At 44.6% G+C, this 26123-nt stretch carries 25 protein-coding genes; 24 read left to right on the top strand and 1 reads right to left on the bottom strand.

Translation table 11 applies throughout. The features are described from left to right. Positions 1-25: 25 nt before the first annotated feature. The 17 genes from ACDJ59_RS12110 (at position 26) to ACDJ59_RS12030 (ending at position 16259) form a co-directional block, all read left to right on the top strand. Positions 26-673 carry a restriction endonuclease gene (locus tag ACDJ59_RS12110; protein ID WP_413409112.1) on the top strand — a complete coding sequence of 216 codons (648 nt, stop codon included), beginning with the start codon at positions 26-28 and terminating at the stop codon, positions 671-673. 170 nt (positions 674-843) lie between these two features. Further along, a complete protein-coding gene (locus ACDJ59_RS12105) occupies positions 844-1299 on the top strand; it encodes a DUF5412 family protein (RefSeq protein ID WP_413409109.1) in 456 nt (151 codons plus the stop codon). 288 nt (positions 1300-1587) lie between these two features. Beyond that, positions 1588-2592 carry a Gfo/Idh/MocA family protein gene (locus ACDJ59_RS12100; protein ID WP_413409107.1) on the top strand — a complete coding sequence of 335 codons (1005 nt, stop codon included), beginning with the start codon at positions 1588-1590 and terminating at the stop codon, positions 2590-2592. Positions 2593-2616: 24 nt separating this feature from the next. Continuing rightward, positions 2617-3540, top strand: a complete 924-nt coding sequence (locus ACDJ59_RS12095) for an AraC family transcriptional regulator (protein ID WP_413409106.1) — start codon at positions 2617-2619, stop codon at positions 3538-3540. 12 nt (positions 3541-3552) lie between these two features. Further along, entirely contained in the window at positions 3553-4650 is a 1098-nt protein-coding gene (locus tag ACDJ59_RS12090) for a Gfo/Idh/MocA family protein (RefSeq protein ID WP_036608277.1), read from the top strand. 150 nt (positions 4651-4800) lie between these two features. After that, positions 4801-5514, top strand: coding sequence for a glycosyltransferase (locus ACDJ59_RS12085; RefSeq protein ID WP_413409104.1), 714 nt, complete (start codon positions 4801-4803; stop codon positions 5512-5514). A gap of 187 nt (positions 5515-5701) precedes the next feature. Further along, positions 5702-6454: a FadR/GntR family transcriptional regulator gene (locus ACDJ59_RS12080; RefSeq protein ID WP_413409103.1), complete on the top strand. Its 753-nt coding sequence runs from the start codon at positions 5702-5704 to the stop codon at positions 6452-6454. Continuing rightward, positions 6451-7662 carry a M20 metallopeptidase family protein gene (locus ACDJ59_RS12075; protein WP_413409102.1) on the top strand — a complete coding sequence of 404 codons (1212 nt, stop codon included), beginning with the start codon at positions 6451-6453 and terminating at the stop codon, positions 7660-7662. The genes ACDJ59_RS12080 and ACDJ59_RS12075 overlap by 4 nt, the downstream gene beginning before the upstream one ends. Next, positions 7659-9224: an ABC transporter substrate-binding protein gene (locus ACDJ59_RS12070; RefSeq protein ID WP_036608267.1), complete on the top strand. Its 1566-nt coding sequence runs from the start codon at positions 7659-7661 to the stop codon at positions 9222-9224. The genes ACDJ59_RS12075 and ACDJ59_RS12070 overlap by 4 nt, the downstream gene beginning before the upstream one ends. Positions 9225-9325: 101 nt before the next feature. Continuing rightward, complete coding sequence (locus ACDJ59_RS12065) at positions 9326-10243, top strand: ABC transporter permease (RefSeq protein WP_017688654.1); 918 nt, start codon at positions 9326-9328, stop codon at positions 10241-10243. 16 nt (positions 10244-10259) lie between these two features. Then, positions 10260-11189 (top strand): ABC transporter permease, encoded by a 930-nt coding sequence (locus ACDJ59_RS12060; RefSeq protein WP_036670788.1) that lies wholly within the window; start codon positions 10260-10262, stop codon positions 11187-11189. A gap of 21 nt (positions 11190-11210) precedes the next feature. Beyond that, the gene (locus ACDJ59_RS12055; protein WP_413409100.1) at positions 11211-13232 is read left to right on the top strand and encodes a S9 family peptidase; all 2022 of its coding nucleotides are present in this window, start codon (positions 11211-11213) and stop codon (positions 13230-13232) included. Beyond that, a complete protein-coding gene (locus ACDJ59_RS12050; RefSeq protein WP_413409099.1) occupies positions 13229-13705 on the top strand; it encodes a hypothetical protein in 477 nt (158 codons plus the stop codon). Before ACDJ59_RS12055 ends, ACDJ59_RS12050 begins: the two co-directional genes overlap by 4 nt. 166 nt (positions 13706-13871) lie before the next feature. Beyond that, positions 13872-14234 carry an Asp23/Gls24 family envelope stress response protein gene (locus ACDJ59_RS12045; RefSeq protein ID WP_413409098.1) on the top strand — a complete coding sequence of 121 codons (363 nt, stop codon included), beginning with the start codon at positions 13872-13874 and terminating at the stop codon, positions 14232-14234. A gap of 32 nt (positions 14235-14266) precedes the next feature. After that, positions 14267-14875: a GNAT family N-acetyltransferase gene (locus tag ACDJ59_RS12040; protein ID WP_101314034.1), complete on the top strand. Its 609-nt coding sequence runs from the start codon at positions 14267-14269 to the stop codon at positions 14873-14875. Positions 14876-15126: 251 nt separating this feature from the next. Further along, a complete protein-coding gene (locus ACDJ59_RS12035; protein WP_036608249.1) occupies positions 15127-15732 on the top strand; it encodes a pentapeptide repeat-containing protein in 606 nt (201 codons plus the stop codon). Between the two features lie 143 nt (positions 15733-15875). Then, positions 15876-16259: a hypothetical protein gene (locus tag ACDJ59_RS12030; RefSeq protein WP_413409097.1), complete on the top strand. Its 384-nt coding sequence runs from the start codon at positions 15876-15878 to the stop codon at positions 16257-16259. A gap of 228 nt (positions 16260-16487) precedes the next feature. Here the strand turns inward: ACDJ59_RS12030 and ACDJ59_RS12025 are convergent, their stop codons facing one another. Further along, complete coding sequence (locus tag ACDJ59_RS12025) at positions 16488-17993, bottom strand: MFS transporter (protein ID WP_413409096.1); 1506 nt, start codon at positions 17991-17993, stop codon at positions 16488-16490. Between the two features lie 140 nt (positions 17994-18133). On the opposite strand from ACDJ59_RS12025, the gene ACDJ59_RS12020 reads away from it, so the two are divergent. From ACDJ59_RS12020 to ACDJ59_RS11990, 7 genes are all read left to right on the top strand, one after another. Then, on the top strand, positions 18134-18991 hold the full coding sequence (locus tag ACDJ59_RS12020) for a MerR family transcriptional regulator (RefSeq protein ID WP_413409095.1): 858 nt from the start codon (positions 18134-18136) through the stop codon (positions 18989-18991). Positions 18992-19003: 12 nt separating this feature from the next. Continuing rightward, the gene (locus ACDJ59_RS12015; protein ID WP_413409094.1) at positions 19004-19540 is read left to right on the top strand and encodes a GNAT family N-acetyltransferase; all 537 of its coding nucleotides are present in this window, start codon (positions 19004-19006) and stop codon (positions 19538-19540) included. A 375-nt stretch (positions 19541-19915) separates the two neighbouring features. Further along, a complete protein-coding gene (gene abc-f, locus ACDJ59_RS12010; RefSeq protein ID WP_413409093.1) occupies positions 19916-21394 on the top strand; it encodes a ribosomal protection-like ABC-F family protein in 1479 nt (492 codons plus the stop codon). A 207-nt stretch (positions 21395-21601) separates the two neighbouring features. After that, positions 21602-22168 (top strand): TetR/AcrR family transcriptional regulator, encoded by a 567-nt coding sequence (locus tag ACDJ59_RS12005; protein ID WP_413409091.1) that lies wholly within the window; start codon positions 21602-21604, stop codon positions 22166-22168. A gap of 352 nt (positions 22169-22520) precedes the next feature. Continuing rightward, a complete protein-coding gene (locus ACDJ59_RS12000; protein WP_017688647.1) occupies positions 22521-23675 on the top strand; it encodes a glycosyltransferase family 2 protein in 1155 nt (384 codons plus the stop codon). Between the two features lie 37 nt (positions 23676-23712). Further along, positions 23713-25020, top strand: coding sequence for an aminotransferase class III-fold pyridoxal phosphate-dependent enzyme (locus ACDJ59_RS11995; protein ID WP_413409090.1), 1308 nt, complete (start codon positions 23713-23715; stop codon positions 25018-25020). 42 nt (positions 25021-25062) lie between these two features. Beyond that, positions 25063-26094: a zinc-dependent alcohol dehydrogenase gene (locus tag ACDJ59_RS11990; protein WP_413409089.1), complete on the top strand. Its 1032-nt coding sequence runs from the start codon at positions 25063-25065 to the stop codon at positions 26092-26094. Positions 26095-26123 lie beyond the last annotated feature (29 nt).

The following is a 26123-nucleotide window of genomic DNA, read 5'->3' as shown; positions in this document are numbered from 1 at the left end:
GTTTGTTGTAATGGAGGTAGAGCAAATGAACTATATTTTATTTGTATTATTCGTAGTATTGATTATTGTACTTAGCCTTTGGATTCTGAGTTTGACACGTAAACACAAGAGATCAGCGGTGCTTTATGAGGAGAATTACGACTTAAAGGCTATTACTATCGCTGATATAGACAGGATGGAGGATGGCTCTGGCTTCGAGATGTACTTGTACAGATTATTAATTGAGTTGGGATATTCAGGGGTCTATAAAACTTTAGGAAGTCGCGATTTTGGTGCTGACGTAGTTTTCACTGATCGGGAAGGTGTTAGAAATGTCATCCAAGCAAAGCGATACTCAATAGAGTATCCAGTTGGCATCAGCGCTGTCCAAGAGGTGTTTTCTTGTATGAGATATTACAAGGCTAAAAAAGCAATCGTAATTACTTCATCCAATTTCACAGAGTCGTGTGAGACATTAGCTGGTATTAACTTTGTAAAGTTAATTGATCGAACTGACTTGATTCATGTGATTGAGGCTTTTAGAGACGGTGATATGATTGAGGCGCGTGATATTATTGAAGAGGAACCGAGGATGATCCTTGAATCCTGGTCGGAAGCGAATAGCAACACGTTACATGAGGTTCGAAAAGATTACAAGGCAGAAAAGTATGTAAAAAAAGTGATGAGTAAGTGAACATACATATTATTCAGTAGAAAAATGATTTATTCCGTTGACTGTTTGACTGTTCATACATAACCTAAGTGAGAAGAGGGGGTTCAATTTTAGTGAAAAAGATGAGCTGGATTGCTTTGTTTTTAGTCCTGATTTTGTACTTTGTTTCGATGTACTCACTATATTCTCATATGAATAATAAATGGCTAGTTAGTCCTCCTAACTATTTAATTCTAATTCTTTCTATTTTAGTATTAGCTATAGCTATACTTGGTTTCAAAGATAATTTGAACAAGTCTACGAAGGTAAGAAGTTGGATCTCAACGGTTCTATCCTTAGTATTGATCTTCATCCTTTTGGGTGCTTTGTCATTTACATCGATATTTTCTGGATACAAACAATTACTTACGACTACGCATTCACCAGATAAGCACTATACAATAAGTTTCTATAAAACTGACGCTGGAGCCATGGGATCGTTTGGCGTTATGGGGGAATTAAAAGGCCCACTTTGGTTTAAAAGAGTATTTTATTATGAGGGAAAAACGGATCAGGTAGACTTGGAATGGGTTGATAACCATACAATTTCAATTAATGATCAAAACGTTAATTTATTAAACAGTGAAACTGTACGCCGTAGCCCTTAATTTTATAAGATTTTTTTCTTAACTGATAACTAAAGTGAAATTCCTTTACGGAGTTTCGCTTTTTTGCGTTTCGATAAAAAGGTGAAGAGAAGTGCTCATGATCAGATGAGTATAGCTCATATAAGTCGGAAGATACGATAAGAGATTGAACTGAATGATTTTAAAAGAGGTTGAACATGTCGTGATTTTATATATTTATTGTCGTGAGTTTCTATTAAAAATAGATTAAGTATGTGATAACTTATAGATAAATGTCAGAATATTATATAGTATGGAGGTAAGACAACAGTGACCATTCGAATTGGAAAAATTAGCTTGTGGCATGTTCACGCATGGGATTACATCAAGCAAGCACAGGAACATGAGGATACAGTCATCGCCGCTGTATGGGATGAAGATGCCAAGCGTGGTCAGGAAGCGGCTGAACGTTTAAACGTACCATTCTATGCTTCACTCGAAGATATGCTGGCCAAGGATGACATCGATGCCGTTATTGTAGATGCGCCAACCCGCATTCACGAAGAAGTGATCACCGCTGCTGCAAAAGCAGGTAAACACATTTTCACAGAGAAGGTTATTGCGTCGACACAGGTGGAATCCAACAGAATCCTTAATGAGGTAAAGGCCAACAAGGTCAAAATGACGGTCTCCTTACCACGTCTGAATGCAGGATACACGCTAAAGATTCAGGATGTGCTTAACCAGGGATTACTTGGCAAAGTAACTTATGTTAGAGCGCGTTTATCGCATGATGGAGCAATTTCCAATTGGTTGCCTGAACACTTCTATGATCTGAAGGATTGTCAGGGCGGTGCGCTGATTGATCTGGGCTGTCATCCAATGTATCTCGCCAAACTGTTTCTGGGTCAGGAAGTAACAGCGGTTAATGCGAACTTTGGATATATTACAGGTAAAGAAGTGGAAGATAATGCCGTTGCAACCTTGTTTACGGATTCTGGAGCAGTCGGCGTTGTTGAAGCCGGTTTTGTGAACAGCCATTCTCCATTTACGATTGAGGTTCACGGTACGGAAAGTACAATTCTGTACGGAACACCCGAAGAAAAGCTATTGATTCGCACGAAAGCAGCACAGGGACAGTATCAAGAGTGGACTGAACTTCCTTTGGCAGACCAAAGAGAAAGCGCATTCAATCAATGGGTTGCACATATACAGAATGATACGGATGCAACTGAAAACGTGCAGATCGCTATGGAGCTGACCCGTTTGATGGAAGCAGCGAATCTCTCTGCCAAAGAAGGGCGCAGAATTACGCTGAAAGAGTTGAAGGGTTAGTTTTTATTAAGGAGGTGTGCAATCTTGAGCCTGTATCCTTATGAGAAAATGCTTGAACGGCAGGATCTCCTGGAGAGACTGGATATTCTAATGGTATGGGGACATTATGAGATTCGCGTGATGCGATTTCATCTGACTTCTTTTCCAGCGGGCCGAGTTGTGGATTTCCATAATCATGCGGAGTTTGAGTTTCATTTTATCCCGAGAGGTAAAGGTAAAGTTATTCTGGATGATCAGACACATGCACTCTCGGAAGGTATGCTGTATTTGACTGGACCGGGTGTCGTTCATTATCAGGAGGCTGATGCCAAAGAGGACATGGATGAACTATGTCTTCATGTGGATATCGTTCACAAGCCAAGAGAACATGTCGATCCCTGGGAAGCAGCAGAATCAGAGGAAACGATGGAAAAGCTGAGAACGCTTCCGCTTACTCCGGTGAATGATTATCATCGTGCAATGCATTGTTTTTTGGAAGCCTACGAGGCATGTGATCTAAAATTGTTAGGTTATTATACGTCGATCAAGCAACTGGTTATCAGCATATTACTCAAAACCGTGCGAGCATACGACACCGGGGGGAATCGACCGGAAGCCCCTGTGCGGGATATGTCGGTATATCGCTATGAGTATGCAGTGCAATATATGGAGGCGAATCACACTACAGTGGTGACGCTGGAGCATGTAGCTGAGAAACTTCATATTAGCAGCAGACAATTGCAGCGAATCTTCTACCAAGTACAGCCGGAGATGCCGTTCAGCCGCGTACTGGAGGATATTCGTCTGCGCGCCGTGTGCCGCAATCTGGAGGAAAGTAACGTATCCATTGAACAGATCGCTCTCGCTTCAGGTTTCAATAACGCCAACTATTTGCATGCTGTATTTCGCAAACGTCTGGGGATGACCCCGTCGGCTTTTCGTAAAATGAAACAACCAATACTTAAGTGAGGGTGAATATATATGAGTAAAGTATATCGTATCGGAATTATTGGCTGTGGTGGAATCGCGAATGGCAAACATCTGCCGAGTCTGAGTAAATTAGATAATGTTGAACTGGTGGCTTTCTGTGATATCGTTCAGGAACGTGCGGATGAAGCCAAGCAGAAATATGGCACTACTGAAGCCGAAGTCTACACGGATTATCAGGAATTGCTTAAGGATGAGTCTTTGGACATTGTGCATGTACTTACGCCGAATATTTCTCATGCCGAGATTTCTATTGCTGCCCTGGAAGCGGGGAAACACGTGATGTGTGAAAAGCCAATGGCGAAGACATCTGCTGAAGCACAGCTCATGCTGGAAGCGGCAGAACGTACCGGCAAGAAACTGACCATCGGATATAACAACCGTTTCAGAGAAGACAGTCAGTATTTGAAGAAGGTGTGCGAAGCTGGTGATCTGGGTAATATTTATTTTGCAAAGGCACATGCGATTAGACGTAGAGCAGTACCAACATGGGGTGTTTTCCTGGATGAAGAGAAGCAAGGTGGCGGTCCGTTGATCGACATTGGTACGCACGCACTTGATCTGACGCTCTGGATGATGGATAACTATCAACCAAAAGTTGTTCTGGGCACGACCTATCATGAGCTTTCACAACGTGAAAATGCGGCCAATGCCTGGGGTCCTTGGGACCCGAAACAATTCTCCGTAGAAGACTCGGCCTTTGGCATGATTGTGATGGAGAATGGGGCAACGATCATGCTGGAATCCAGTTGGGCACTGAACTCACTGGATGTGGATGAGGCGAAATGTAGCTTGAGCGGCAGCGAAGCGGGTGCGGACATGAAGAACGGACTGCGCATCAATGGTGAGAAATTCAGCCGTCTATACACAAATGAGATTGAACTGAGTGCAGGCGGGGTAGCTTTCTACGATGGTAAGAGCGAGAGCGCACCGGATGTTGAGATGAGAAAGTGGATTGAAGCAATCGAGAACGATCAGGAGCCAGTCGTTACACCGAAACAAGCACTCGTTGTATCTCAAATCCTGGAAGCACTCTATGAATCTGCTCGCACAGGCAAGGCTGTGTACTTGAATAACGGTAGTGAAGCATAGAACAGACATAAAAAATAGATTACAAAACCCTTTGTCCTGTTATTTGGGGACAGAGGGTTTTTGGTGTTTTGGATACTAGCTATTGGTCCATACCAGACTCTATTTCGGCACATATGATGAGAGAAAAATGAGCTGAAAAGAGGGTATGTCTTGACTAAACACAAAACGGGTCATGGTGTTTCCATTGTTGTATGTACCAATCGGCCACAATTTTTTGACAACATCCTGCAAAATTACAGTCGGCAGCGTTATAAAAGCAAAGAACTGATCATTGTCCTGAATCATGACAGTATGAATCTGGCATTATACCAAAACCGGGTTCGGAATCTTGCCAATGTTCATGTATATCAAGTTCCGGAGAGCATTTCCCTAGGACAAAGCCTGAACGCGGGCATGACAAGGGCACGCTTTTCGTTGATTGCCAAATTTGATGATGATGACTACTATTCGCCGTATTATTTAACAGAACAGGTGGGAGAACTTAGACGGACCAAAAGTGATATTGTGGGCAAACATTCTTGCCTCGTCTATTTAGGCGCATCCAAGACATTGCTGGTCAGATCTCCTGCTGAAAAAAATAAACCGGTTGAATTTGTACAAGGGGGCACTATTTTATTCAAAAGAGAGATCTTGAAAAAAGTCCGCTTCACGGACCGTTCAATAGGGGAAGATGTGACCTTCCTGAGACAATGCAGGAAAAAAGGATTCAAAGCGTACGCAACCTCTCCTTATAATTATGTCTATCACCGCAGACAGAACAAAAAGAGTCATACTTGGAGAGCGGATGACAGCTTTTACCTGGAGGGAAGCAAAAAACTTGCGGTTACAGAGGATTTCAGACCCTTTGCCAATAAGAAGTTATAGAGGAGAATAACGAAAGCGAAGATGCATCTGCTGCGTGTAGATGCGTCTTTTTTTTGCCAAAATGCTTTAATTTGGAGGTGGTAAGAAAAAAATATGAATTTACTTGAAAAAAAGTATTGCATATAAGTTTAGTCGGAATTATATTAATGGTATAAGGTCTAGACCATATACAGATCGGAGTGTTTAGATGTCCAGTACGTTTTCATTTCGTTTTGAGAAAGTATCCACCAAAAAGGTTAGTGAATTCATTAGGGAACAACTGGAAGAAGCCATTATTTTGAAAGAATTAATGAGTGAAGAACAGCTTCCAGCCGAGCGAGATCTGGCAGAGATATTTAACGTAAGCCGGATTACCGTTCGTGAGGCACTCTCTTCACTGGAAGAGAAAGGCTTGATTGAGAAAAGGGTGGGTGCCAAAGGTGGAACATTTGTACTGCCTCTGACAGCCAATTCGCATAAACGGACCAGAGAAGAAATTAAACGGGATTGGTCACAGATGCTGAAGGTGTTTGAATATCGAACCATCATCGAGCCGGAGGGAGCTTTTCTCGCTGCTGAGCGGATCACCGCAGGCGAACTGGAGTTGCTTGAGGGTTACATGGAACAAAGTATAGAGCCAGACTGCACAAGGGAATGGTTCAGGGCGCTGGATGTGAAATTTCATCTGACCATCGCCAAGGCTTCGGGGAATCCATACTGCGAGAGAGCCGTCAGACAGATCCGGACCAAAATTAATCCGGCGCTCGACCTAATGCCTTATGATGACCGGATACGTACCGTCAACCACGGTGTACATATGGAGATTCTTGAAGCATTGAAAGCCCATGATAGCACCAAGTCTAAGGAGACGATGAAAAGGCATATCGAATTCTCGGCAGATGCAATCTATGCCCGTTTGGTTTCTGAATCGGACAAAAATGAAGGGAATGACAGCGAATGAATCGTTCAGAACTAATACAGCTGGCTCAGCCACTACAAGCCCAGTTAAGTGCTTGGCGCAGAGATTTACATCAGCATCCGGAGATCGGTTATGAGGAGCATCGCACATCCGCTATCGTAGCTGAGCATCTGGAAAGCCAGGGGTTGGAAGTTACACGCAATGTCGGACAGACCGGGGTTACAGGCCTGCTTCGCGGAGAGACAGATGGACCAACCTTTGCTTTGCGCGCAGACATGGATGCCTTGCCCATCCAGGATCAAAAAGCGGTGGAATACCGCTCGCAAGTGGAAGGCAAAGCGCATCTGTGTGGACATGACGCTCACACCTCCATCCTGATGGGAGCCGCCCAACTGCTTACTGGCCTTGGAAGACCGAAATCAGGCAATATCAAATTTATTTTCCAGCCAGCAGAAGAGGGACTTGCAGGTGCAAGAGCCATGATCCAGGACGGTGTTCTGGAGAATCCAAAGGTTGATGCCATCGCAGGATTACACATGACACCTGGACAGAACACGGGAACCTTGGGTGTAAGTCAGGGAGTTGCGTTCGCGTCAGCTGATCCCTTGATTATCAAGGTGTTTGGCAAGGGAGGCCACGCAGCTCGTCCGCATGAGGGTATTGATGCAATCGCGGTATCTGCTCAGGTCATCACCGCATTGCAAAATATCGTCAGTCGCATGGTCGATCCGCTTGAACCGGCTGTGGTCACGATTGGCAAAATCACGGGAGGTTATATGGGAACAGCCATCGCCCCCGAAGTGGAGATGATCGGTACGGTTCGTACACTCTCACCTGCCATTCGCGAGCGGATGCCAGCATTGATCGAGCAGGTTGTTAAAGGGGTCTGTGATTCTTTTGGAGCTGGATGCGAAGTTGTCTACGGCGATGGATACCCTGTTGTCGTGAATGATCTCGGCATGGTTGACCTGCTAACAGAGACTTGTGATCAGGTTAATGCGGAGAAGGGATGGACTTATATCAAACCCTCCACAGGGGGCGAGGATTTCGCGTTTTATTGTGAACAGGTTCCGGGTGTGTTTTTCAGACTAGGATCTGGGAATGATGAGGAACGTACTCGCTATCCACTCCACCATCCCATGTTTGATCTTGATGAGACAGCGATGCCTTATGGTGTGGGCATGTTGTCCGCAGTAGCACTTGAATTTTTGGCACGGAATACAACTTCTGAGGGGGAGCAATCACAATGAAAAAAAGACAATGGACAGGCTTGTGGATCACGTTACTGGCAGTCGTAATGGTACTCAGCGCTTGCGGAGGAAAATCGACAAGCACAAATGATGGTTCCGCAACAGAAGGAACGGGCAGTGGAAGCGCAAGTACAACACTGACCGTTGCTGCGGCAACCGATATTGAGAGTTTCGATCCGCACAACAACAACAATACTTCCAGTGAGGCGGTTCTGGTCAACGTTTTTGATTATCTGATCAAAAATGACAGTGAACAGAAGAAAGTTGCGGGACTTGCGACATCATGGGATCAAGTCGATGATACAACGTGGAGATTTAAGCTGCGTGAAGGTGTTACCTTCCACAATGGCGATCCATTCACTTCAGCAGATGTAAAATACACGCTGGAGCGCGTAGCCAAGGACGAGACACTGAAACAAAACAGTTATTTCAAAAATATCGTAGAAGTTAAAGTGGTAGATGACTATACCGTAGACATCATCACGGATGGTCCAGATCCGTTGCTCCTGAATCGTCTGTCCAAAATGGGAGCAGGCATTCTGCCAGCAAAATATATTGCAGATAAAGGATTCGATGCTTTCCTGAAACAACCGGTAGGCACAGGCCCTTATAAGTTCAGTAAATGGACCAAAGATGATCGTGTGGAACTGGTGAAAAACGAGAACTACTTCGACGGTGAACCAAAATGGAATGAAGTGGTATTCCGCGTTATTCCTGAAGCCTCCACACGGGTATCCGAATTGCTTGCTGGTGGTGTAGATGTGGCTTCTTCCATTCCGTCCACTGACATTGCCCGGATCGAAGGCGAAGCAGATAAAAAGATTGTCAAAGCGCCAATCCAACGTGTGCTTCAGTTGATCTTCCGTCAGACAGAAGGCAGCATCACGGCTGATCCGAAAGTACGTGAAGCGATTGACCTGGCTATCGACAAACAAGGAATCGTGGACAGCATTGCTGGCGGAGCAGGTATCGTAACCCGCACATCCGTAACACCAGGCAACTTCGGTGCTGATCCTTCATTGTACAAAACGTCACTTTATGATCAAGAAAAAGCCAAGCAGTTGCTGCAAGAAGCTGGCTATGCGGAAGGTGAAGCTGAGATGACCATCTCCGTTTCCGCACAGTACAAAGAACAGGCTGAAGTTGTTGCAGCAATGCTTGAACAAGCCGGATTCAAAATCAACCTGGATGTCCTGGAAGCAAGTGCATTCAGTGAACGTTACAGCTCCAAATCATTCAAAGAAATCTTCATGATTGGTATTGGTAACTCCTTGTTCGATGCTTCGAACAACTACAATCGTTATATGTTGGAAGAAGCAAAAGGCGAGTCGGATTACAACAATCCTGAAGTAGAGAAACTGCTTCAATCGGCATTGGTGAACATGGACCCTGCGTCTCGTGAGAAAGAGTATCAGCAAGTACAACAGATCTTCTCTGAAGAACGCCCAGCCGTATATCTGTACCAAATGGAAGGTGTCTACGGAACAAATGCTAAAGTGAACTTCGCGCCACGCAGTGACGAGATGTTCTATGCTGACGAGATTACACCTGTTGCACAGTAACATCGGGTATAACACCGGTCATTGAAAAGATAGGCCGTGAACGGCAGGGACTGGATAACCATGTTCCTGCCGTTCTTTTTTAAAAGGGAGGTGAACAAGGAATGGGCAAATACGTACTTAAGTCATTACTGCAGATCATTCCGGTGCTGTTCATTGTTTCATTAATTGTGTTCATTTTGGTTCGAGTCACCGGTGATCCGGTTGCGCTAATGTTGCCTGAAACAGCTACCGCTGAAGATCGTGCTGTCTTGACGCAGGCACTTGGTTTGGACCAGCCTTTATATACGCAATATGTGAAGTTTCTGGGCAGTGCGATACAGGGAGACTTTGGTCAATCTTTTCGCTACAATCAGCCTGCGCTAGAGCTTGTGCTAGAGAGATTGCCTGCCAGCTTTGAACTGGCGGTAGCCGCCATGTTTTTTGCTGTACTTATGGCTGTGCCACTTGGAGTCATTTCAGCTGTCAAACGTAATACGTTTACTGATCTCATTATTTCAGGAATATCCGTTATTGGTAAGGCGATGCCAAACTTCTGGATGGGGATTATGCTTATCCTCTTGTTCTCCGTCATGCTGGGCGTATTGCCGGTATCCGGTCGCGGAGGATTGTCACATCTGATCTTGCCGGCATTCACACTTGGCGTTGGACTGGCTGCACAGATGACCCGACTGATTCGTTCCAGCATGCTGGAGATTCTCAACCAGGACTATATTCGAACAGCTCGCAGCAAGGGGCTTGGCCGAATGGTTGTCATTGTAAAACATGCTTTTCGGAACGGATTGATTCCGGTCGTAACAATTATGAGTTTGCAGTTTACAAGTCTGATCGGGGGCACTTTGATTACGGAAACGGTATTCTCCTGGCCTGGACTGGGTCAGTTGCTGGTCGTTGCAGTCAACACACATGATATGGCGATTGTACAGGCTGCGGTGTTTGTCATTGCCTTTATCGTTGTGGTAATCAACATCTTGACGGATGTAGCTTACAGGCTGCTCGATCCGCGCATCAAATACGACTAGAAGGAGGTGCAATCATATGACAGGCAGCAATGAAATGCCAATTCCGGGTACAGAACAGGAACAAGACAATGGGCGTGCACCAACGGGATTTCGTTATATCTGGCAACAACTGATCATCAGCAAGACCGGAATGTTTGGTGCTGTGCTTGTGTTGTTGGTTGTGTTAATTGCCATAGGTGCACCTCTATTGACGAGTCATGATCCGGCAGCGGTGAATCCGCTGGGCCGACTTAAACCACCAGCATGGCTTGAGGGCGGAACTGCCGAATACTGGCTGGGTACCGATAATCTCGGCAGAGACATGTGGAGTCGAATTGTATATGGTGCCCGAGTTTCATTGATCGTGGGGATGGGTGCCGTGATTGTGTCAGGAATCATTGGCGCGATTCTGGGGCTGGTATCCGGATTCTACGGGAAATGGCTGGATGCAGTCATCATGCGTGTAGGTGATGCATTCATGGCGATTCCGACTATTCTGTTCATGCTTGTTGTGATGGCGATTGTTGGCCCGGGTATTACAACGTTGATCTTTGTTATCGGGGTGACGAACTGGGTTCCATTCACCCGTGTGGTAAGAAGTGAGGTTCTTAGTATCAAAGAGCGTGATTTTGTTCATGCGGCCAGATCGATTGGCGCGAAGAATGGAAGATTGATTTTGAAACACATTCTACCGAATATCCTTTCATCCTTTATCGTCATCTGCGGTATGAATGTCGGCACAACGATTATTATGGAAGCTTCACTCAGCTTCCTGGGACTGGGTATCAAACCACCCGATGTATCCTGGGGAGGGATGCTCAGTGATGGCAGACAATACGTTGCAACAAGCTGGTGGGTCGCTACATTCCCGGGACTAGCCATTACATTTACCGTACTCGGTGTTATTTTCCTTGGAGATTGGCTGCGTGATGTGCTTGATCCACGTACGGAGACAACCCATAAATAAACGGAGAAGGGAGCCATCATTATGAATCAAAGACCAATTATGCCGGAGGATCTGAGTCACTATCGTTGGATTAGTCAGCCAGTAATCAGTCTGAACGGACAAGTGGCTTATGTGGAACAGACCATAGATCAGGATAAAAACGAATATAACACGCAAATTCGAGGGATTTCCCTCGATGGTGATGAAGATATTGCACTTTCGGATGGAACAAAAGATTCCTCACCTGCTTGGTCGCCGGATGGCACACAGCTCACATTCATTCGCTCAGTGGATGGTGGCAAAGGACTATGGACGCTCCATTCAGATCAAAAAGAGCCTGTCATGCTGATATCTCCCGCACGTAAAATATTGAGTTATATCTGGTCTCCGAACGGGGAGTACATTGCGTTTACCAGCAAGGTGCAACCGGAGGACCAACAGAAGAAGAAAGCAGACCTCCAACAGGAGCCAGTACCTGTGCTGCGAGGTAAAGTCTTTGAGCGTACAACGCCGAAGGCGGAAGGGTCTGGCTGGTGGGATGGTCAATACAGCCATTTGTTTGTATATGTGATCAAAAGCGGGGAAATCACGCAGGTGACTTCCGGGCTATGGAATATCAGTGCTCCGGCGTGGTCGCCAGATAGCCTGCAGCTTTCTTTCATTTCGAAGCAAGTAGAGGATGAGGAACTTGATGCGGATCTGCTGTACTTTACGGATATATACAGCGTTCGATTGGGAGAGAGTGATCTGTTCAAAGTGACGGATTCCAGTCTGGCGATAAGCCAATTCTCCTATTCGTCCGACGGGCAGCAGCTGATCCTGATCGCCAGTGATCGTGAGTATGGAAGCGGGAGCCACAACAGCTTATACGCTGTCCCCGTTCAGCGGGGTGTACCCAGGATAATTGCACCTCAATTAGATATGCAGATGGGTAACGCGGCGCTTGGAGATATGAAGTCGGCAGGTGCGTCACCTTCTCCTATCTCGGATAATAAGCATCCGGAACGTGGTGTATATGTACTTGGGACGCAGAACGGGAATGTGGATGTGTACCGTATTCAAGATAATGGGAATTGTCAATCTGTGACGGGCGCTGGTGAAAAGGATGTGTATCAGTATACCTTAGCGCCAGATGGTTCGTCGCTGGTAATCGCTGCGTTGACTGCTGAACACCCTGGAGAGTTATATCGTGTGTATATCGACAGTGGTGAAATGTTCAGACTCACCCGGCGAAATGATGAATTCATGGCTGAATTGGCTGTAAATGTGCCAGTCCGTGTAGAGTTTAAGTCTTCCGATGGATGGCCGCTTCAAGGTTGGTTAGCCACACCGGCAATACGTGACACCAATGGGAAACTGCCACTGATTTTGCAGATTCATGGTGGACCCCACGCAATGTATACGGGAACATATAGTCATGAGATGCAGACACTCGTTGCACAAGGTTATGCTGTGCTGTGGATCAATCCTCGCGGAAGTATGGGATACGGTCAGGAGTTTGCCAGAGCTTGCCGTGGTGACTTTGCCGGAGGGGATTACCGGGATCTGATGGAAGCTGTTGATTATGCCCTGGCTACATATGATTTCCTTGATGCATCACGTCTGGGTGTAGCGGGTGGCAGTTATGGCGGAGTGATGACCAACTGGATTGTAGCGCATACCCACCGTTTCAAGGCGGCTGTAACCCAGCGTTGTATCTCCAACTGGTTGTCCATGTATGGAACGAGTGATATCGGAATTTCCTATGTCGAGGGAGTCATTGGTGGTAATCCGGCGGAAAACGCTGAATTCCTGTGGTCCCGTTCACCTCTTGCCCATGCACATCACATTGAGACGCCACTTCTGATCATGCACGGAGAGCAGGACTATCGGACACCGATTGCGCAAGCGGAGGAATTATATACTACGCTGAAACGATATGGCAAAAAGACCAAACTGATTCGTTATCCAGGTTCCAACCACAGTTTGCTGAAAAGCGGTAAACCTTCACTTCGGATCGATAGCTTCGAACAGGTGAATGCCTGGTTCAATCAGTACCTCGGGAATGAGGAGGGCGAGCAATGAGTCGAACTCAGCTGTCCATTCCTGTAGGGCTTCTTGTAGAGAATGTTCTGACAAGTGGGGAATCAAAAGAAGTGATTATTGAATGTTTACAACGTCGAGACTATTCCCGTTTGTTGCCTCTGGTTAAGGAATCCGCGATGGATTTTGATGAAAGACTACAGACAGCAGATGATATCGGAGACGATTGGGAAAAGGCGATACGTCAGGGTTATGAGTTCAAGTTTTTGCATATTAACGGGTTGAAACGATTGCTCGATTTCCGGTTTGACCGTAAGGTGGATCGGGATTACGTTCAAGATGAACTGTCACTGAAGCATATTCATCTGACCTCACAAGAGATTGAACTGCTACAATCGTTAATTGGCAGGCAGTGGATCGTACAAGCAGAAGAAACAGAGCAGGCAGAAGAAGGCAGCAAGGAGAGTGGGTTATCCTCCCGCATTCCTGTCCGTATTCAATTGAAGTTCCCTTAATATGGACCAAGAAGAAACCGCGACGATCGCGGTTTTTTTGCTATGTACAGGTAGAAATGAGGATGACTGAATTCAAAAGTTGAAATCGGACTCTGTATGATTTATATTTATATTAAATGATATTATTATCTATCAAAAAATGCAGGTGTAAAAAGGAGGACATGGGATGTCCATTCAAAATGTTTTCGGAAAAATTCAAATATCGGATGATGTGATCTCCAAAATTGTCGGCAAGATCGCGAATACCACCAGTGAGATTTCCTCCATGTCGACAGGACTTATAGAAGGGGTCACCAAAAAGTGGAGCGGGAAAAGTCTGCAAAATGGCATAGATATCCGCAAGGTAGAATCAAGACTGGAGATAAACTTAAAGATTATCGTTTGTTATGGAACAAAAGTGCATGAAGTCTGCAGGGAATTGCAAAACAATGTGAGATTACATGTGGAACAGCTGACCGGATTAACCATTGATACGGTGAATGTGATCGTTGAGGGGTTATCATTTAACCAACCTGCTGCCAAGCTTTAATCCAATTTCAGCTACCTAGAGGAGTGACAGCGATGAATAAGATTTCCATAACAAAAGCCAGTCCACAATCATTAGTCGGCGGACAGCTAAATCAGATGGCACTCGAATATATGGCCTATTCGCTTGCAGGTACCAAGGATAAAGGCATTATTGAAAAAACATTTAACAAGTTATGGCGTTCGAATCAGAACCGATTCAGTCACCAATATGCTTATGAAGCTAAAATGGGTAACCAAACGCTGGGCATGATCATGTGTTATCCGACCACTATAATGAACAAACTTGCTTTACCAACGTTCTCCAAACTGTTTGAACTTCGGAAATGGAGCCTGATTAAGTATAATCTCCAACACTGGAAAGAGTTCTACTCCATGGTGACATTAAAAGAAGCGGAGAACGACGAGTACCACATCGGAACATTGGCTACGTTGCCTGAAAGCAGAGGTCTTGGTGTAGGGACACAGCTCATTCATTTTGCTGAGGAGCAAGCTATAACACAAGGTCTGTCCAAATCTTCACTTACGGTTAAAAAGGAAAATCTACTAGCTATTAAACTCTACGAGCGTTTGGGATACCAGAGAGTAGGGGAAATCAATAAACCTTCGCTATCCCTGTACAGGATGTCCAAAAAACTGGTGTAATGTTTTCTGATAGGAATAGAACAAGCAGCTAACTGGAGAGTTTCACATATATAAGCCCACATTGGAACAGTTAAAAGTGTGAGCTGGAGGGGCGCTTTATGCGTTCCTTTTTTAGTTTTCAGATTTTTCTCATAAAAAAAGTAACTTGACTTTTATGTGTGTTTAAGCAGGTACTTGACAGGGGTGTGGTATAGTATAAAAAGTTCTTTAATGAAGAAAGACGGAGAAATATACAATGTGGGGTGTAACCAGTGTATCAATATAAGGATCAGGAATATGAAGCAGTACATTTTGAGGGACGTGATCTGCGCTATGGAGAACTCATAAGTTGTGTTTTCAAGCAGTGTACATTTATGAACGCTTCTATGGAAGAAATCGAAACGAGTAACTGTCGTTTTATCGAGTGTGACTTCAAAGGGGCTTCCATGAATGGTTCGATTCATACGGAATCGGCTTTTGAAAACTGCACCTTCGGTGGTGCGAATCTCTTTGCTTCCAAATTCAGCTCCTGCAAGATGACAGGCTCAGACTTTTCAGGTGCGCAAATGGATGGCATCACACTAAGTCACGGCGATTGGTCCTATACAAATCTGAGACATACACGTTTGGGGAAACAGGATCTGCGAGGAATTCGTTTCTTTGAGGCTGACTTTACGGACACGGATTTCACCAAAGCGGATTTGAGAGACTGTGATCTTACCCGAGTTGTATTAAGTAGAGCCAAGCTTCAAGGGGCCGATCTTAGAGGGGCTAACCTGGAAGGCATCGATCTGAAATCACTGGATATCAAAGGTGTACGTTTGGATCGCGAACAAGCCGTTCTGTTTGTACGCTCGTATGGTGCGAAAGTAGACTAAGTTGAGTTGAACATACACAGCATGAAGCCGCCCTTAAGGCGGCTTTTTTGACTTTGAGGTTTTCCGATTCAGAGAGAATAGGCAGGAAAAAGAGATCTAAACCAGAAGTAGTTAACATAAGTTTCAACTAAAAGGAGGTTATCATGACAGTCACATTAATTATTATTGTTGCTATTATTGTCTTTGGGCTTATAACAGGCACGGTCATTACGATTGTTGCATTTAAACTGCTACGTAACAATAAAGAGAAACATCACCTTCGCAAGAGCATTCTGATGGACGGAATTCCAACAGAAGCAATAATTCATGATATTGTACAGACATCATCCAGTAGGGATGGAAGGCCTGGCGTGCGATTGGATCTGACTGTAACCCAAGTTGACGGCCGCACCTTCCCAACAATTGTAGAGACTTATATTCCAATCACACATATTCCCCATTTTCAGAAAGGAAATGTCATTAACGTAAGATACATTGCGATGGGGAATGAACGAAAAGTTGAGGTAGAGGATGCCTACCTTCCGTGAGTTGCCGCATGGTGGTAAGCTTCGGTTATCAGGCATATCAAAAACCATTACCTGAAACAAATCAGGTAGTGGTTTTTGATGTGAATTTAATTGAGTTAATCCTCTTCTTTTGACATATTTCTAACGATCAGAAAAATAGCAAATATACCTAATAAAATAACAATTCCATTGGTTATCGGAAACCACATGATTCTATATACCTCGCTTTGTTTCATGAAGTGAATTTCATTACGCTTTAACACTGTGCTTTTGGGCTCGTTTCAACCGCACAGCAACCCAACTCATAATCAGAGCAGCAATGAACAGAAATACGGTCACACCTGCAATGACAACAAAGAAGGATTGGTCAAATGCAGCAAAGGCGGCATTTTTGAGCGATTCAGCAGACGCAGCAGGCAAGCTTTCGGCAGCGATAAGCGCTTCATCCAGACTGTCTTTCGCATTGGCTGGCACACTAATTCCCACAGGAATCTTCATAGCGAGTGTGTAGAAAAGGGTCGACATGCTGCCGATGATCGCAATACCGGATGCTCCGCCCAGCTCATAACCTACTTCCTCAATGGAAGCGGCCATACCCGCTTTGTGTGGTGGGGCATAACTCATAATGGAATGTGATGCAGCGGTCATGCCTGATCCAAGACCTGCACCAAGCAGTGCCAAACCGATAATCTGCCCGGTGAAGCCAGCATTGAAATACATCAGATACGTCCCCATGCCAAGGGCAGCGATGAAAAGAGTGAAGCTTTTGATATATACAACATCCACACGGTGCATAATAGCCCCCGTAACAGGTCCGGCGATGAGTGCTGCAACAGGTATGGATACGGTGAATAGTCCAGCCTGAAGAGGTGACATGCCTTCCACCAGCTGAAGCCGCTGAGTGACCATATATTGCACACCCATTTGTGCAAACAAGCCAACCAGTGCGGTAATAAAGCCGGTGCTGAATCTTGGGATTTTGAATAAGGACAGATCCAGCAGCGGATTGGGACTGTTATTCTGACGGCGAATAAAGATGATCAGGGACAGAACACCGATCACAGCAGCTATGATAGCGAGTGTGAGAGATCCTTCGCGTCTTGTGAATTCCTTAATAGAATAGATAATTCCGACCATGGCAATCATGATTTGAATGGAACTGGTGAAGTCCCACTTTTTCGATGCATCCCCTTGATGTTTAGGGATCATTTTCAAGGCGAATACAAACGCGATAATGGCTATGGGCAGGTTAATTAGAAATACAGAGCCCCACCAGAAGTGTTGAAGAAGCAGTCCACCAACAATCGGTCCCAATCCAGCACCACCTGATGCAATGGAACCCCAGATGCCGATTGCCAGTGCGAGTTCTCGCTCATTCGTAAACGTAACTCTGATAATCGACAATGTTGCTGGCATCATCATAGAGGCACCTATGGCTAGAAGAATTCTGCTCATGACCAGCATAGCCGGTACTGGAGAAAAGGCAGCAGCAAGAGAAGCAGCAGAAAAGACGACCAAGCCCAAGGTAAATATTTTCTTATGACCAAGACGGTCCCCGAGTGTTCCCATTGCAGGAAGAAGACCCGCCATGACAAGGGAGTAACCATTCAGAATCCATAATTTCTCCGAAGCAGATGCACCGAGATCATGGGTCAAGCTGGGTAAAGCGGTGTACAGGATGGTCATATCCATCACAATGAGTAATAGTGCACTTGAGACAATAACAAGAATCATCCAACGTTTGAATTTTGACATGTTTCCCTCCGACGATATGAATAACTTACAATTCAAAGACTAAACTATCGGGTAACCCTATAGTCAAACTTTTCTTTACACACTATAATGCATGTATATTGATAAAACTTAGACTACATATGTACATGGAGGGCCCATAGATGACTGGACATCACGCACAACATTTTACCACCAGTGAATTTGCCAAGATCTGCGGAGTGACCAAACATACCTTGTTTCATTATGACGAGATTGGGCTGTTAAAGCCTGAATATACCAATGCCAAGGGATACCGCTATTATGGTATGCAACAAACGTATGTGCTGGATGTCATACATGTGCTGAAGAAGGCAGGAAGCTCACTCCAAGAGATTAAGTCGTTCATTCAAAATCAAAATACACCATTGTTAATTGAGCTGTTTGAACAGAAATTAAAGGCACTTGAGTTGGAACAACAACGAATCAAACGCATGCAAAAGCTGTTAAGTGGTGCAATAGAAATGACGAAACAAGCCACGGATGCTTCTCCTGAAGGGCTGCATATCGAACAATGTGAGTTGGAGTATTTTATTACTGTTCAACTGGAGCAAGGGGATGGGGATAAGGAATTCTTCCGTAAGTTCATTGAATACAGGACCCATTGTGATGAACAGATGATCGACTATGAGTTTCCGGTATGGACGATCTTAACTCAGGAGCACTATGAGGCAGGAGAATACTATCCGGATTACTTTGGCAACAAAATAAAAGCTCCCATTTCAGGGGAAACGATATGGATTAAGCCAAAAGGGATGTATGCCGTCATGAATCATCGAGGCTCATACGAAAGCATGCCGGAGACGTATTCTCTCATGAAAGAGGAGATAGAAAAAGAGGGACTGCAAGTCTGTGGACATGTGTATGCACTGGACCTGCTCACTTATTTTGCAGAAAGTAATCCCAATGAGTACATCATCAAAATTTACGTAGAGGTGTGTAAGCCAGAAAACACAAGCAAAAAACAGAATGGCTTGATTTAGGAGGATATTTTTTTGGAATTAATTAAAACATATGATGTGGATCTAAGTGAAGAATGGTCGACTCTTCTTCAAGAATTACTTGTTACCAGTTTTCCAGAGGTTTATCCAAAAGACAGATTGTTTTTTAAGCAAATACCACATGGGAGAGTATTGGCATTTACCCCTGATAACCAATTAGTTGGGCATGTAGGACTAGATTACAGGATGATGAATTTAAATGGAAAACCCATAAGAGTGTTGGGGATAATCGATTTGTGTGTTTCTCCTGCTATTCGCTCTCAAGGAATCGCTTCTTTGTTAATATCCGAAGTAGAAAGGTTGGCAACAGGGCGTGTTGATTTTGTCCTTTTATTTGCGGATCATGAGGAATTGTATAGCAAAAATGGATTCGAAACGGTAAATAACACATGTAAATGGTTAAAAATTGATCATGAAACCTTAACCACAGTTGGAGTTGGGACTCAAGCGGTAGAGGGTTTAATGATTAAAGAAGTTGGAAACATGCCATGGGGTGAAGGAGAGCTCGATTTTTTAGGATATTTATATTAATCTCTACGCGCCAAGATTGAAGAAGGGCGCCTTGACCCATGTCGTATTCCATGTTAAGTTTTCTGTAATAATTTGTGAGTTTTCAAAGGGGTGATGGAGTGATGACGGAATTAGAGGTTGTGGATGTTTATGTGGACCTGTCAACGAACATGAACAGTGGCATGGTTCACAATATGACTAATCAGAATCCGGCATTTTGTCCTCCTATGCATAGATCTACTTGGCGCTGAGTGGTTTATCGCCAGGTTTCTTTATTGTATAAGCGAATCTAAATTCTGATTGTGTTCAAATATTAAAGTGAGGGAATCCATGCCATGTTCAATGGTGAAATCCCGTCAGTTTACTTTTATATTTCACATAAAAAGGATGATCTGCATGTCTTTAATTAACGTTACCAACTTGACCTTTGCCTATGAAGGCAGTTACGATAATATATTTGAAAATGTTAGTTTTCAGTTGGACTCCGATTGGAAATTGGGTTTTACCGGAAGGAACGGCAGAGGCAAAACGACTTTCCTCAATCTGTTGCTTGGCAAATATGAATACAGCGGACATATCTCTGCGAATGTTAGCTTTGAATACTTTCCTTTCCAGGTAGAAAATAAGGGAGCCATGACCGTCGATGTCATCGGCGAGATTCACCCTGAATATCTGCACTGGCAAGTTGTGCGCGAGTTTAACCTGTTGAAGGTGTCGGAAGATGTGCTGTATCGGCCTTTTGATACGTTATCCAACGGAGAACAAACAAAGGTGATGCTGGCTGCCTTGTTCCTGAAGGATAATCGGTTTCTGCTCATTGATGAACCTACCAATCATCTTGATCTTCATGCAAGACAAATCGTAGGTGATTATCTCCGCAGCAAGAGTGGATTTATTTTGGTGTCTCATGATCGATCCTTTCTGGATCACAGCGTGGACCATATCCTTTCCATCAATAAGAGTAACATCGAGATTCAGAAAGGCAATTTCTCCGCTTGGTGGGAAAATAAAAGAAGGCAAGATCAGTTTGAACTTGCGAGTAATGAGAAATTAATAAAGGATATCAAGCGTTTATCCGATTCAGCCAAACGGACCGGTGGATGGTCGCATGAAGTTGAAAAAACCAAAAATGGTACGAGAAATTCCGGTTCCAAGGTGGATAAAGGATATATTGGGCACAAGGCTGCCAAAATGATGAAACGTTCCAAAAATATCGAACAAAGGCAGCAATCTGCGATTCAAGAGAAATCCAAACTTCTCAAAAACATCGAGAGTGCAGAGCGTTTACAGATTCATCAGCTGGATTTTCACAAGCAGGAACTTGTCGAATTGGAGCATGTGTCGATATCATACGGCTCCAATACCGTGTTTAAGGATGTCAGTATTACGATTGAAAAAGGGGATCGTATTTCCCTATACGGTAAAAATGGATCTGGCAAATCAAGCATTCTTAAACTGATCTGTGGTGAAGATATTGCTTATACAGGTCTTTTCCGTAAGGATCATCAGCTTAAAATCTCGTATGTGTCGCAGGACACGTCCGATCTCGGAGGACATTTATCTGAGTATGCGGCCACGCAGGGGATTGATGAAAGCCTGTTTAAATCGATACTTCGAAAGTTGGATTTTTCCAGACTTCAATTGGAGAAAGATATTTCAACATTTAGCGCAGGTCAAAAAAAGAAAGTGCTCATTGCCAAAAGTCTTAGTGAAAAAGCTCATCTGCATATTTGGGATGAACCACTCAACTTTGTAGATGTCATTTCACGTATGCAGATCGAAGACTTACTCTTGGAATACTCGCCAACCCTGCTTTTTGTAGAGCATGATCGTGAATTTTGTACAAATATTGCAACGAGAATCATCGAACTGTAAGTAACGGACGAGATAAAAGATAACCATGTTAAGAGCCGCCAAATGGCGGCTTTTAAGCTTTATATTTACAGTACATATATAAGAGGTGACTTGTTACGTTCAAAATGCGATATCGTGAGAATATATGCTATAATTTTATAATCTCATCCAATCATTTGATGGATGACTAGATCAATTGTAGACTAATTCGCCAAGAGGTGTAATACAATGAAAAAAGAAATGACTACAATCAAACAAACCAGGCTACATTCCATTCTGGACGAGGCCACAAAATTGCTGATTGAAAAACCGAATGCTTCTATGAATGAGATTGCAGAATCTGCAAAAATCGGGATCGCTACGTTACATCGATACGTGGAAAGCCGCGAACAGCTCATGGTTCATCTGGGATTACGCGCAATCGAGGTGGTCAGTGAGACCATGCAACAAATCCAACTGGATGAGGAGCATTGTGAAAAGTACATACCCGAACTGATTGAAGCGCTGATTCCATTAGGCGACAAAATTTATTTTTTGGCTCATGACACCACCATTAACTATAATCCCGAGATTGAGGGAGCAGATCTGAAACTGAGAGAGCCTGTACTACATGCGGTCGGTCTGTTACAACAGAAAGGTTATTTCCGCTCCGATCTCGAAAAAACCTGGATTGTCGATGTGCTGTATTCCATCATGTTCCTTACGTGGCAGCAGGTTGTAAGTGGTCACATCGCGAGAAAAGCAGCCCCTGCGCTTGTGGTGGATACGTTTTATCATGGATTTAAGCAGAGTTAGGTCAGGGCCTATCCAACGAAAAATATAGATTTTAATACGAAAGCACCTCCAAAGAATCAATCGTATCGTTAGATACGCAGACTCTTTGGGGGTGTTTTTTTTACGTTCACAACAGCGTTTCTCAGTGCGCAAGCTGCAAAGACTTGCTTTTCTCACATATTCAAATATTAACAGAGTTCAGAATTTAAGATTTTCAGTTTACAAAAAATGATATAAATTTCTAGTAGATTCAAATCATTACCAAATAAAGACAAAATATTCAAACGAGGGGGCCGGACAGAAATACCTGCAATTTTGCGGTTCAAAATCAGCTTATGTACTCATTCCATCAACCCAAATCAGGAGGGATTCTATGCTTTACACCATTATTGTGCCAGTCAACCAGGACTATAACATTTTGAACCTGTTCACAGATTCGCTACTCCGGACGGTAAGTCCATCCACTCAGATTATTTTCATCAACGATGGTTCCGGCTCAGCAGTCTTTCAACATCTGGATAAACTGAAGCAAGAAGTAAGAGAAGGCGTGACCATCGAGATTCTTCAGCATGATTTTCCACTCGGTTGCGCCGTGTCGATTAATAGCGCACTGAGTCTTGCCAAGGGAGAGTACATTTTCTTTCTGGATTCTGACACGATTCTTCAACCGAACTGGCAACCGATGATGAAAGAGACACTGGACAGCGATATTACGATCGGCATGATTGGAGGGGTTCTGTTGTATCCGCAGACAGGAGGCGTGCAGCATTGCGGCATTGCTTTTGCGGACACCATCGGCCGACACCTGTTCCTGAACGCATCTCCTGATGATATCCCGAAAGAAACCTTCTCTGTTCAACTGGTGGTGTTCGCCATGTTTGGCATGAAGCGGGAAGTCTACGAGACGATCGGTAACCTCGATGAGAAGTTCTTTAACGGATACGAGGACTTTGATTATCAGATGCGGGCACGAGCTGCCGGATACGATACAGTCATTAATCCGAATATTCAAGCGTATCACTGGGAACGCAGCAGCGGCATTCACCGCAACTTCAACCGCAAGAACAATCTGGCACGATTCTGGAAAAAGTGGGGCGGTCAAATCGAGGCTGATGTGTGGCCATTCGTTTTCAGTCATCTGAAAGCACAGCTGGAAAGCCAAGAGGAATACCAGCATCTGCCGATTGTCGGGATTGACCTTGCCGAGGTTCGAAGTGATGCCGATACATTCTGGACCAAGCTGGAGGAAGCCGAATTTGCAAATGTAGCCGAAGTACGGGACTATTCAAACCGCTTTAATTCCAACGGAGCCATCTGGCTGCCACAGGTACTGGGCAAGGAACTGATTCATAGTGAGAACCGGTTACTGTTTTTGGTGGACAATTTCGCCCGTTTGCTGGAGAACCGCTACTGGATTGAGATGAGACATGCTCATCGAGCCAAGGATCTGATCATTGATCTGTATGGCAATGTGATCACGATGGATCGCATATACGATGGATGCTGGCCTGGAACCAAAGTTCGGTAATTCACTCACAACGAAAATAAACAGGGAGGTACTTAAGGTGAAAGAAAAAGAGAGCACGCTCGATCGTGCCGTACGATTTACCCGTAATCTGGAGTGGTTGGAACAAGTCGAAAAGGTAATTCCGAGCGGATGCAGCACTTTAGCCAAAGCACCTGAACGTTTATTTCCGGGCCATACACCCGTATGTTGTGCAGAGGCTTATAATTCCAGATTTACAGATATCGACGGAAATGAATGGCTGGATTGCGAAATGGCCATGGGTACGGCGCCATGGGGCCATGCCAGACATGAAGTCCAATTAACCGTCATTCACCAGTTGAAAAAAGGGACAAGCTTTTCTTTACCTGCCGACATCGAGCTTGAATGTGCCGAGTTGATTCTGGAGCGGTTCGAGGGTCGTTATCCATCGCTGCGCTTCACCAAGAGTGGTGCCGATGCAGTGAGTGGGGCCGTGCGTCTGGCCCGTGCCGCTAGTGGCAAAAGCAAGGTTATTGCGACAGCTTATCATGGCTGGCACGATTGGTCTGCCTACGGCTATTATGGTGGCCAGACGAAAGAACGTGGCATTCCAGTGGATATCGAGCGTTCAACGATCTGGGTCAACAAACCTACTACGGAGCGAATTGAGGCTCAGATTACCGCGTCTCCCGAGGATATCGCATGTATTGTTCTATGCCCCAACGAGTGGAAAAAGGACGCGCTGGAGAAAGCCGTAAACCTATGTCGCTCTCTGGACATCATTATCATATTCGATGAGGTAACTTCCGGTATTCGGATGGGCAAGCAGGCTACAGCAGGAGAATATGACATCTGGCCTGATCTGCTCTGTATCTCTAAAGGTATGGCCAACGGTTTACCGCTCGCAGCGGTTATGGGGCCTGAGCACTTGATGTCTTTGTCAGGACAGGTCAGATTCAGTAATGCCCATTCCAGCGAAACGACAGCGCTCGCGGCAGCCATTGCCTGTGAACGATTGATGAAAAATGCGAAAGTATGGCCGACTTGGCGTGAACCGGCAACCCGGATCATGGATCGTCTGGAATCTGAACTTGTATTACTCGGATTGACGGATCAATTGGAAGTGAGAGGGACATATGCAAGCTTCTGCATTCAATCCTTGGCTGAAGATAACTTCCAAACCGACCCTTTCCGCGAGTTCATGGTGAAGAGAATGGCTCACTTCGGTATTTTCACCAAGGGTTACTTTATTTTCTCAGATGCCCATACACGGGAAGAATTGCTGTGGGTGGAGGAAGCGCTGTTACAGATCCTGTCAGACTGGAAAGAGATTCAGAAACAGGAACATCTTCATGCGATGCAACTATCGAAAACGTTTGAAGCTTAATCCATAGATCATAATCGACAATCGACTAGGAGGAATTATTCAATGAAAGCACTCGTATATCAGGATCTCAAACAGGTGACTTACCAGGAGATTGAGGAGCCAACCATCCAAAAGCCAAACCAGGTAAAAATTAAAATCTATGGTTCCGGCATCTGCGGGACAGATCTGAATATTGTCAAAGGCAAAGTGCCGGCGAATAAAGGAACGATCATTGGTCATGAAGGTGTAGGTACAGTGGTTGAGGTGGGTGACGACGTTCGTGGTTTCAAGATCGGTGATCGGGTATTGGTTGATCCCACGCAATCTTGCGGTACCTGCTCATACTGCCGTGAGGGTCTGTTCATCTACTGCGAGAATTTTGATGACTATCAAGTAGGGATGACGACACACGGAACCTTTGCTGAATATTTTGTTGGGGACGAAAAGTATATCTATGCCATCCCGGATTCCATGAGTTGGGAAACGGCCATGATGATTGAACCACTGGGATGTGTACTTCAGACGTTCATGAAAGCAGGGACTAAGCCAAGTGACTCTGTACTAGTCCTCGGTTCTGGAGCAATCGGTTCCCTGTGTCAGCTTGTTAGCAAACGATTGGCAAGGCTTACCGTAGGCACGGAAGTTGATCCATACCGCAAAGAGTTTGCTTCAGGGATCGCGGATCATGTGTTCTATCCTCAGGATCTGACACTGGATAAAGTATACGAGATCAATAATAACAAAAAGTTTGATATTATAGTGGACGCAGTTGGTAACCAACTTCATGTAGGGTTTGAGCTGATTGCCAAAGGCGGCAAAATTATTCCTATGGGATATGACGACAGCTATGAGGTGACGTTCAAATCAACAGCCGTCATTAATGATGGCATTAGTATCATTGGCGCGGTGGCTAATCACTCGATGATCAGTACGGCACTGAAATTTGCCCAAAGTATCCCGGAACTTGAACAGATGGTGACAGCCAAGGAACTGCTGAGTGATTATGAACAGGCCTTTAATGGAACGATTGGTTATGACATGCATACTGGAGAGAAGTTGCCGATGAATTCGGTCAAAACAGCTCTTATCCTATAAGAGGTACGATAAGCATGTAGACATTAGTG

The sequence above is a fragment of the Paenibacillus amylolyticus genome (genome assembly GCF_047302515.1).
Lineage (GTDB): Bacteria > Bacillota > Bacilli > Paenibacillales > Paenibacillaceae > Paenibacillus > Paenibacillus amylolyticus_G.
Note: the sequence above shows the minus strand (reverse complement) of the source record. Positions and strands in the feature narration are given on the sequence as shown.

Coding starts and splice junctions, on each gene's coding strand:
- ACDJ59_RS12110 (WP_413409112.1), top strand. CDS start 26: ATGAACTATATTTTATTTGTATTATTCGTAGTATTGATTATTGTACTT.
- ACDJ59_RS12105 (WP_413409109.1), top strand. CDS start 844: ATGAATAATAAATGGCTAGTTAGTCCTCCTAACTATTTAATTCTAATT.
- ACDJ59_RS12090 (WP_036608277.1), top strand. CDS start 3,553: ATGAGTAAAGTATATCGTATCGGAATTATTGGCTGTGGTGGAATCGCG.
- ACDJ59_RS12080 (WP_413409103.1), top strand. CDS start 5,702: ATGTCCAGTACGTTTTCATTTCGTTTTGAGAAAGTATCCACCAAAAAG.
- ACDJ59_RS12075 (WP_413409102.1), top strand. CDS start 6,451: ATGAATCGTTCAGAACTAATACAGCTGGCTCAGCCACTACAAGCCCAG.
- ACDJ59_RS12070 (WP_036608267.1), top strand. CDS start 7,659: ATGAAAAAAAGACAATGGACAGGCTTGTGGATCACGTTACTGGCAGTC.
- ACDJ59_RS12065 (WP_017688654.1), top strand. CDS start 9,326: ATGGGCAAATACGTACTTAAGTCATTACTGCAGATCATTCCGGTGCTG.
- ACDJ59_RS12060 (WP_036670788.1), top strand. CDS start 10,260: ATGACAGGCAGCAATGAAATGCCAATTCCGGGTACAGAACAGGAACAA.
- ACDJ59_RS12055 (WP_413409100.1), top strand. CDS start 11,211: ATGAATCAAAGACCAATTATGCCGGAGGATCTGAGTCACTATCGTTGG.
- ACDJ59_RS12050 (WP_413409099.1), top strand. CDS start 13,229: ATGAGTCGAACTCAGCTGTCCATTCCTGTAGGGCTTCTTGTAGAGAAT.
- ACDJ59_RS12045 (WP_413409098.1), top strand. CDS start 13,872: ATGTCCATTCAAAATGTTTTCGGAAAAATTCAAATATCGGATGATGTG.
- ACDJ59_RS12040 (WP_101314034.1), top strand. CDS start 14,267: ATGAATAAGATTTCCATAACAAAAGCCAGTCCACAATCATTAGTCGGC.
- ACDJ59_RS12030 (WP_413409097.1), top strand. CDS start 15,876: ATGACAGTCACATTAATTATTATTGTTGCTATTATTGTCTTTGGGCTT.
- ACDJ59_RS12025 (WP_413409096.1), bottom strand. CDS start 17,993: ATGTCAAAATTCAAACGTTGGATGATTCTTGTTATTGTCTCAAGTGCA.
- ACDJ59_RS12020 (WP_413409095.1), top strand. CDS start 18,134: ATGACTGGACATCACGCACAACATTTTACCACCAGTGAATTTGCCAAG.
- abc-f (WP_413409093.1), top strand. CDS start 19,916: ATGTCTTTAATTAACGTTACCAACTTGACCTTTGCCTATGAAGGCAGT.
- ACDJ59_RS12005 (WP_413409091.1), top strand. CDS start 21,602: ATGAAAAAAGAAATGACTACAATCAAACAAACCAGGCTACATTCCATT.
- ACDJ59_RS12000 (WP_017688647.1), top strand. CDS start 22,521: ATGCTTTACACCATTATTGTGCCAGTCAACCAGGACTATAACATTTTG.
- ACDJ59_RS11990 (WP_413409089.1), top strand. CDS start 25,063: ATGAAAGCACTCGTATATCAGGATCTCAAACAGGTGACTTACCAGGAG.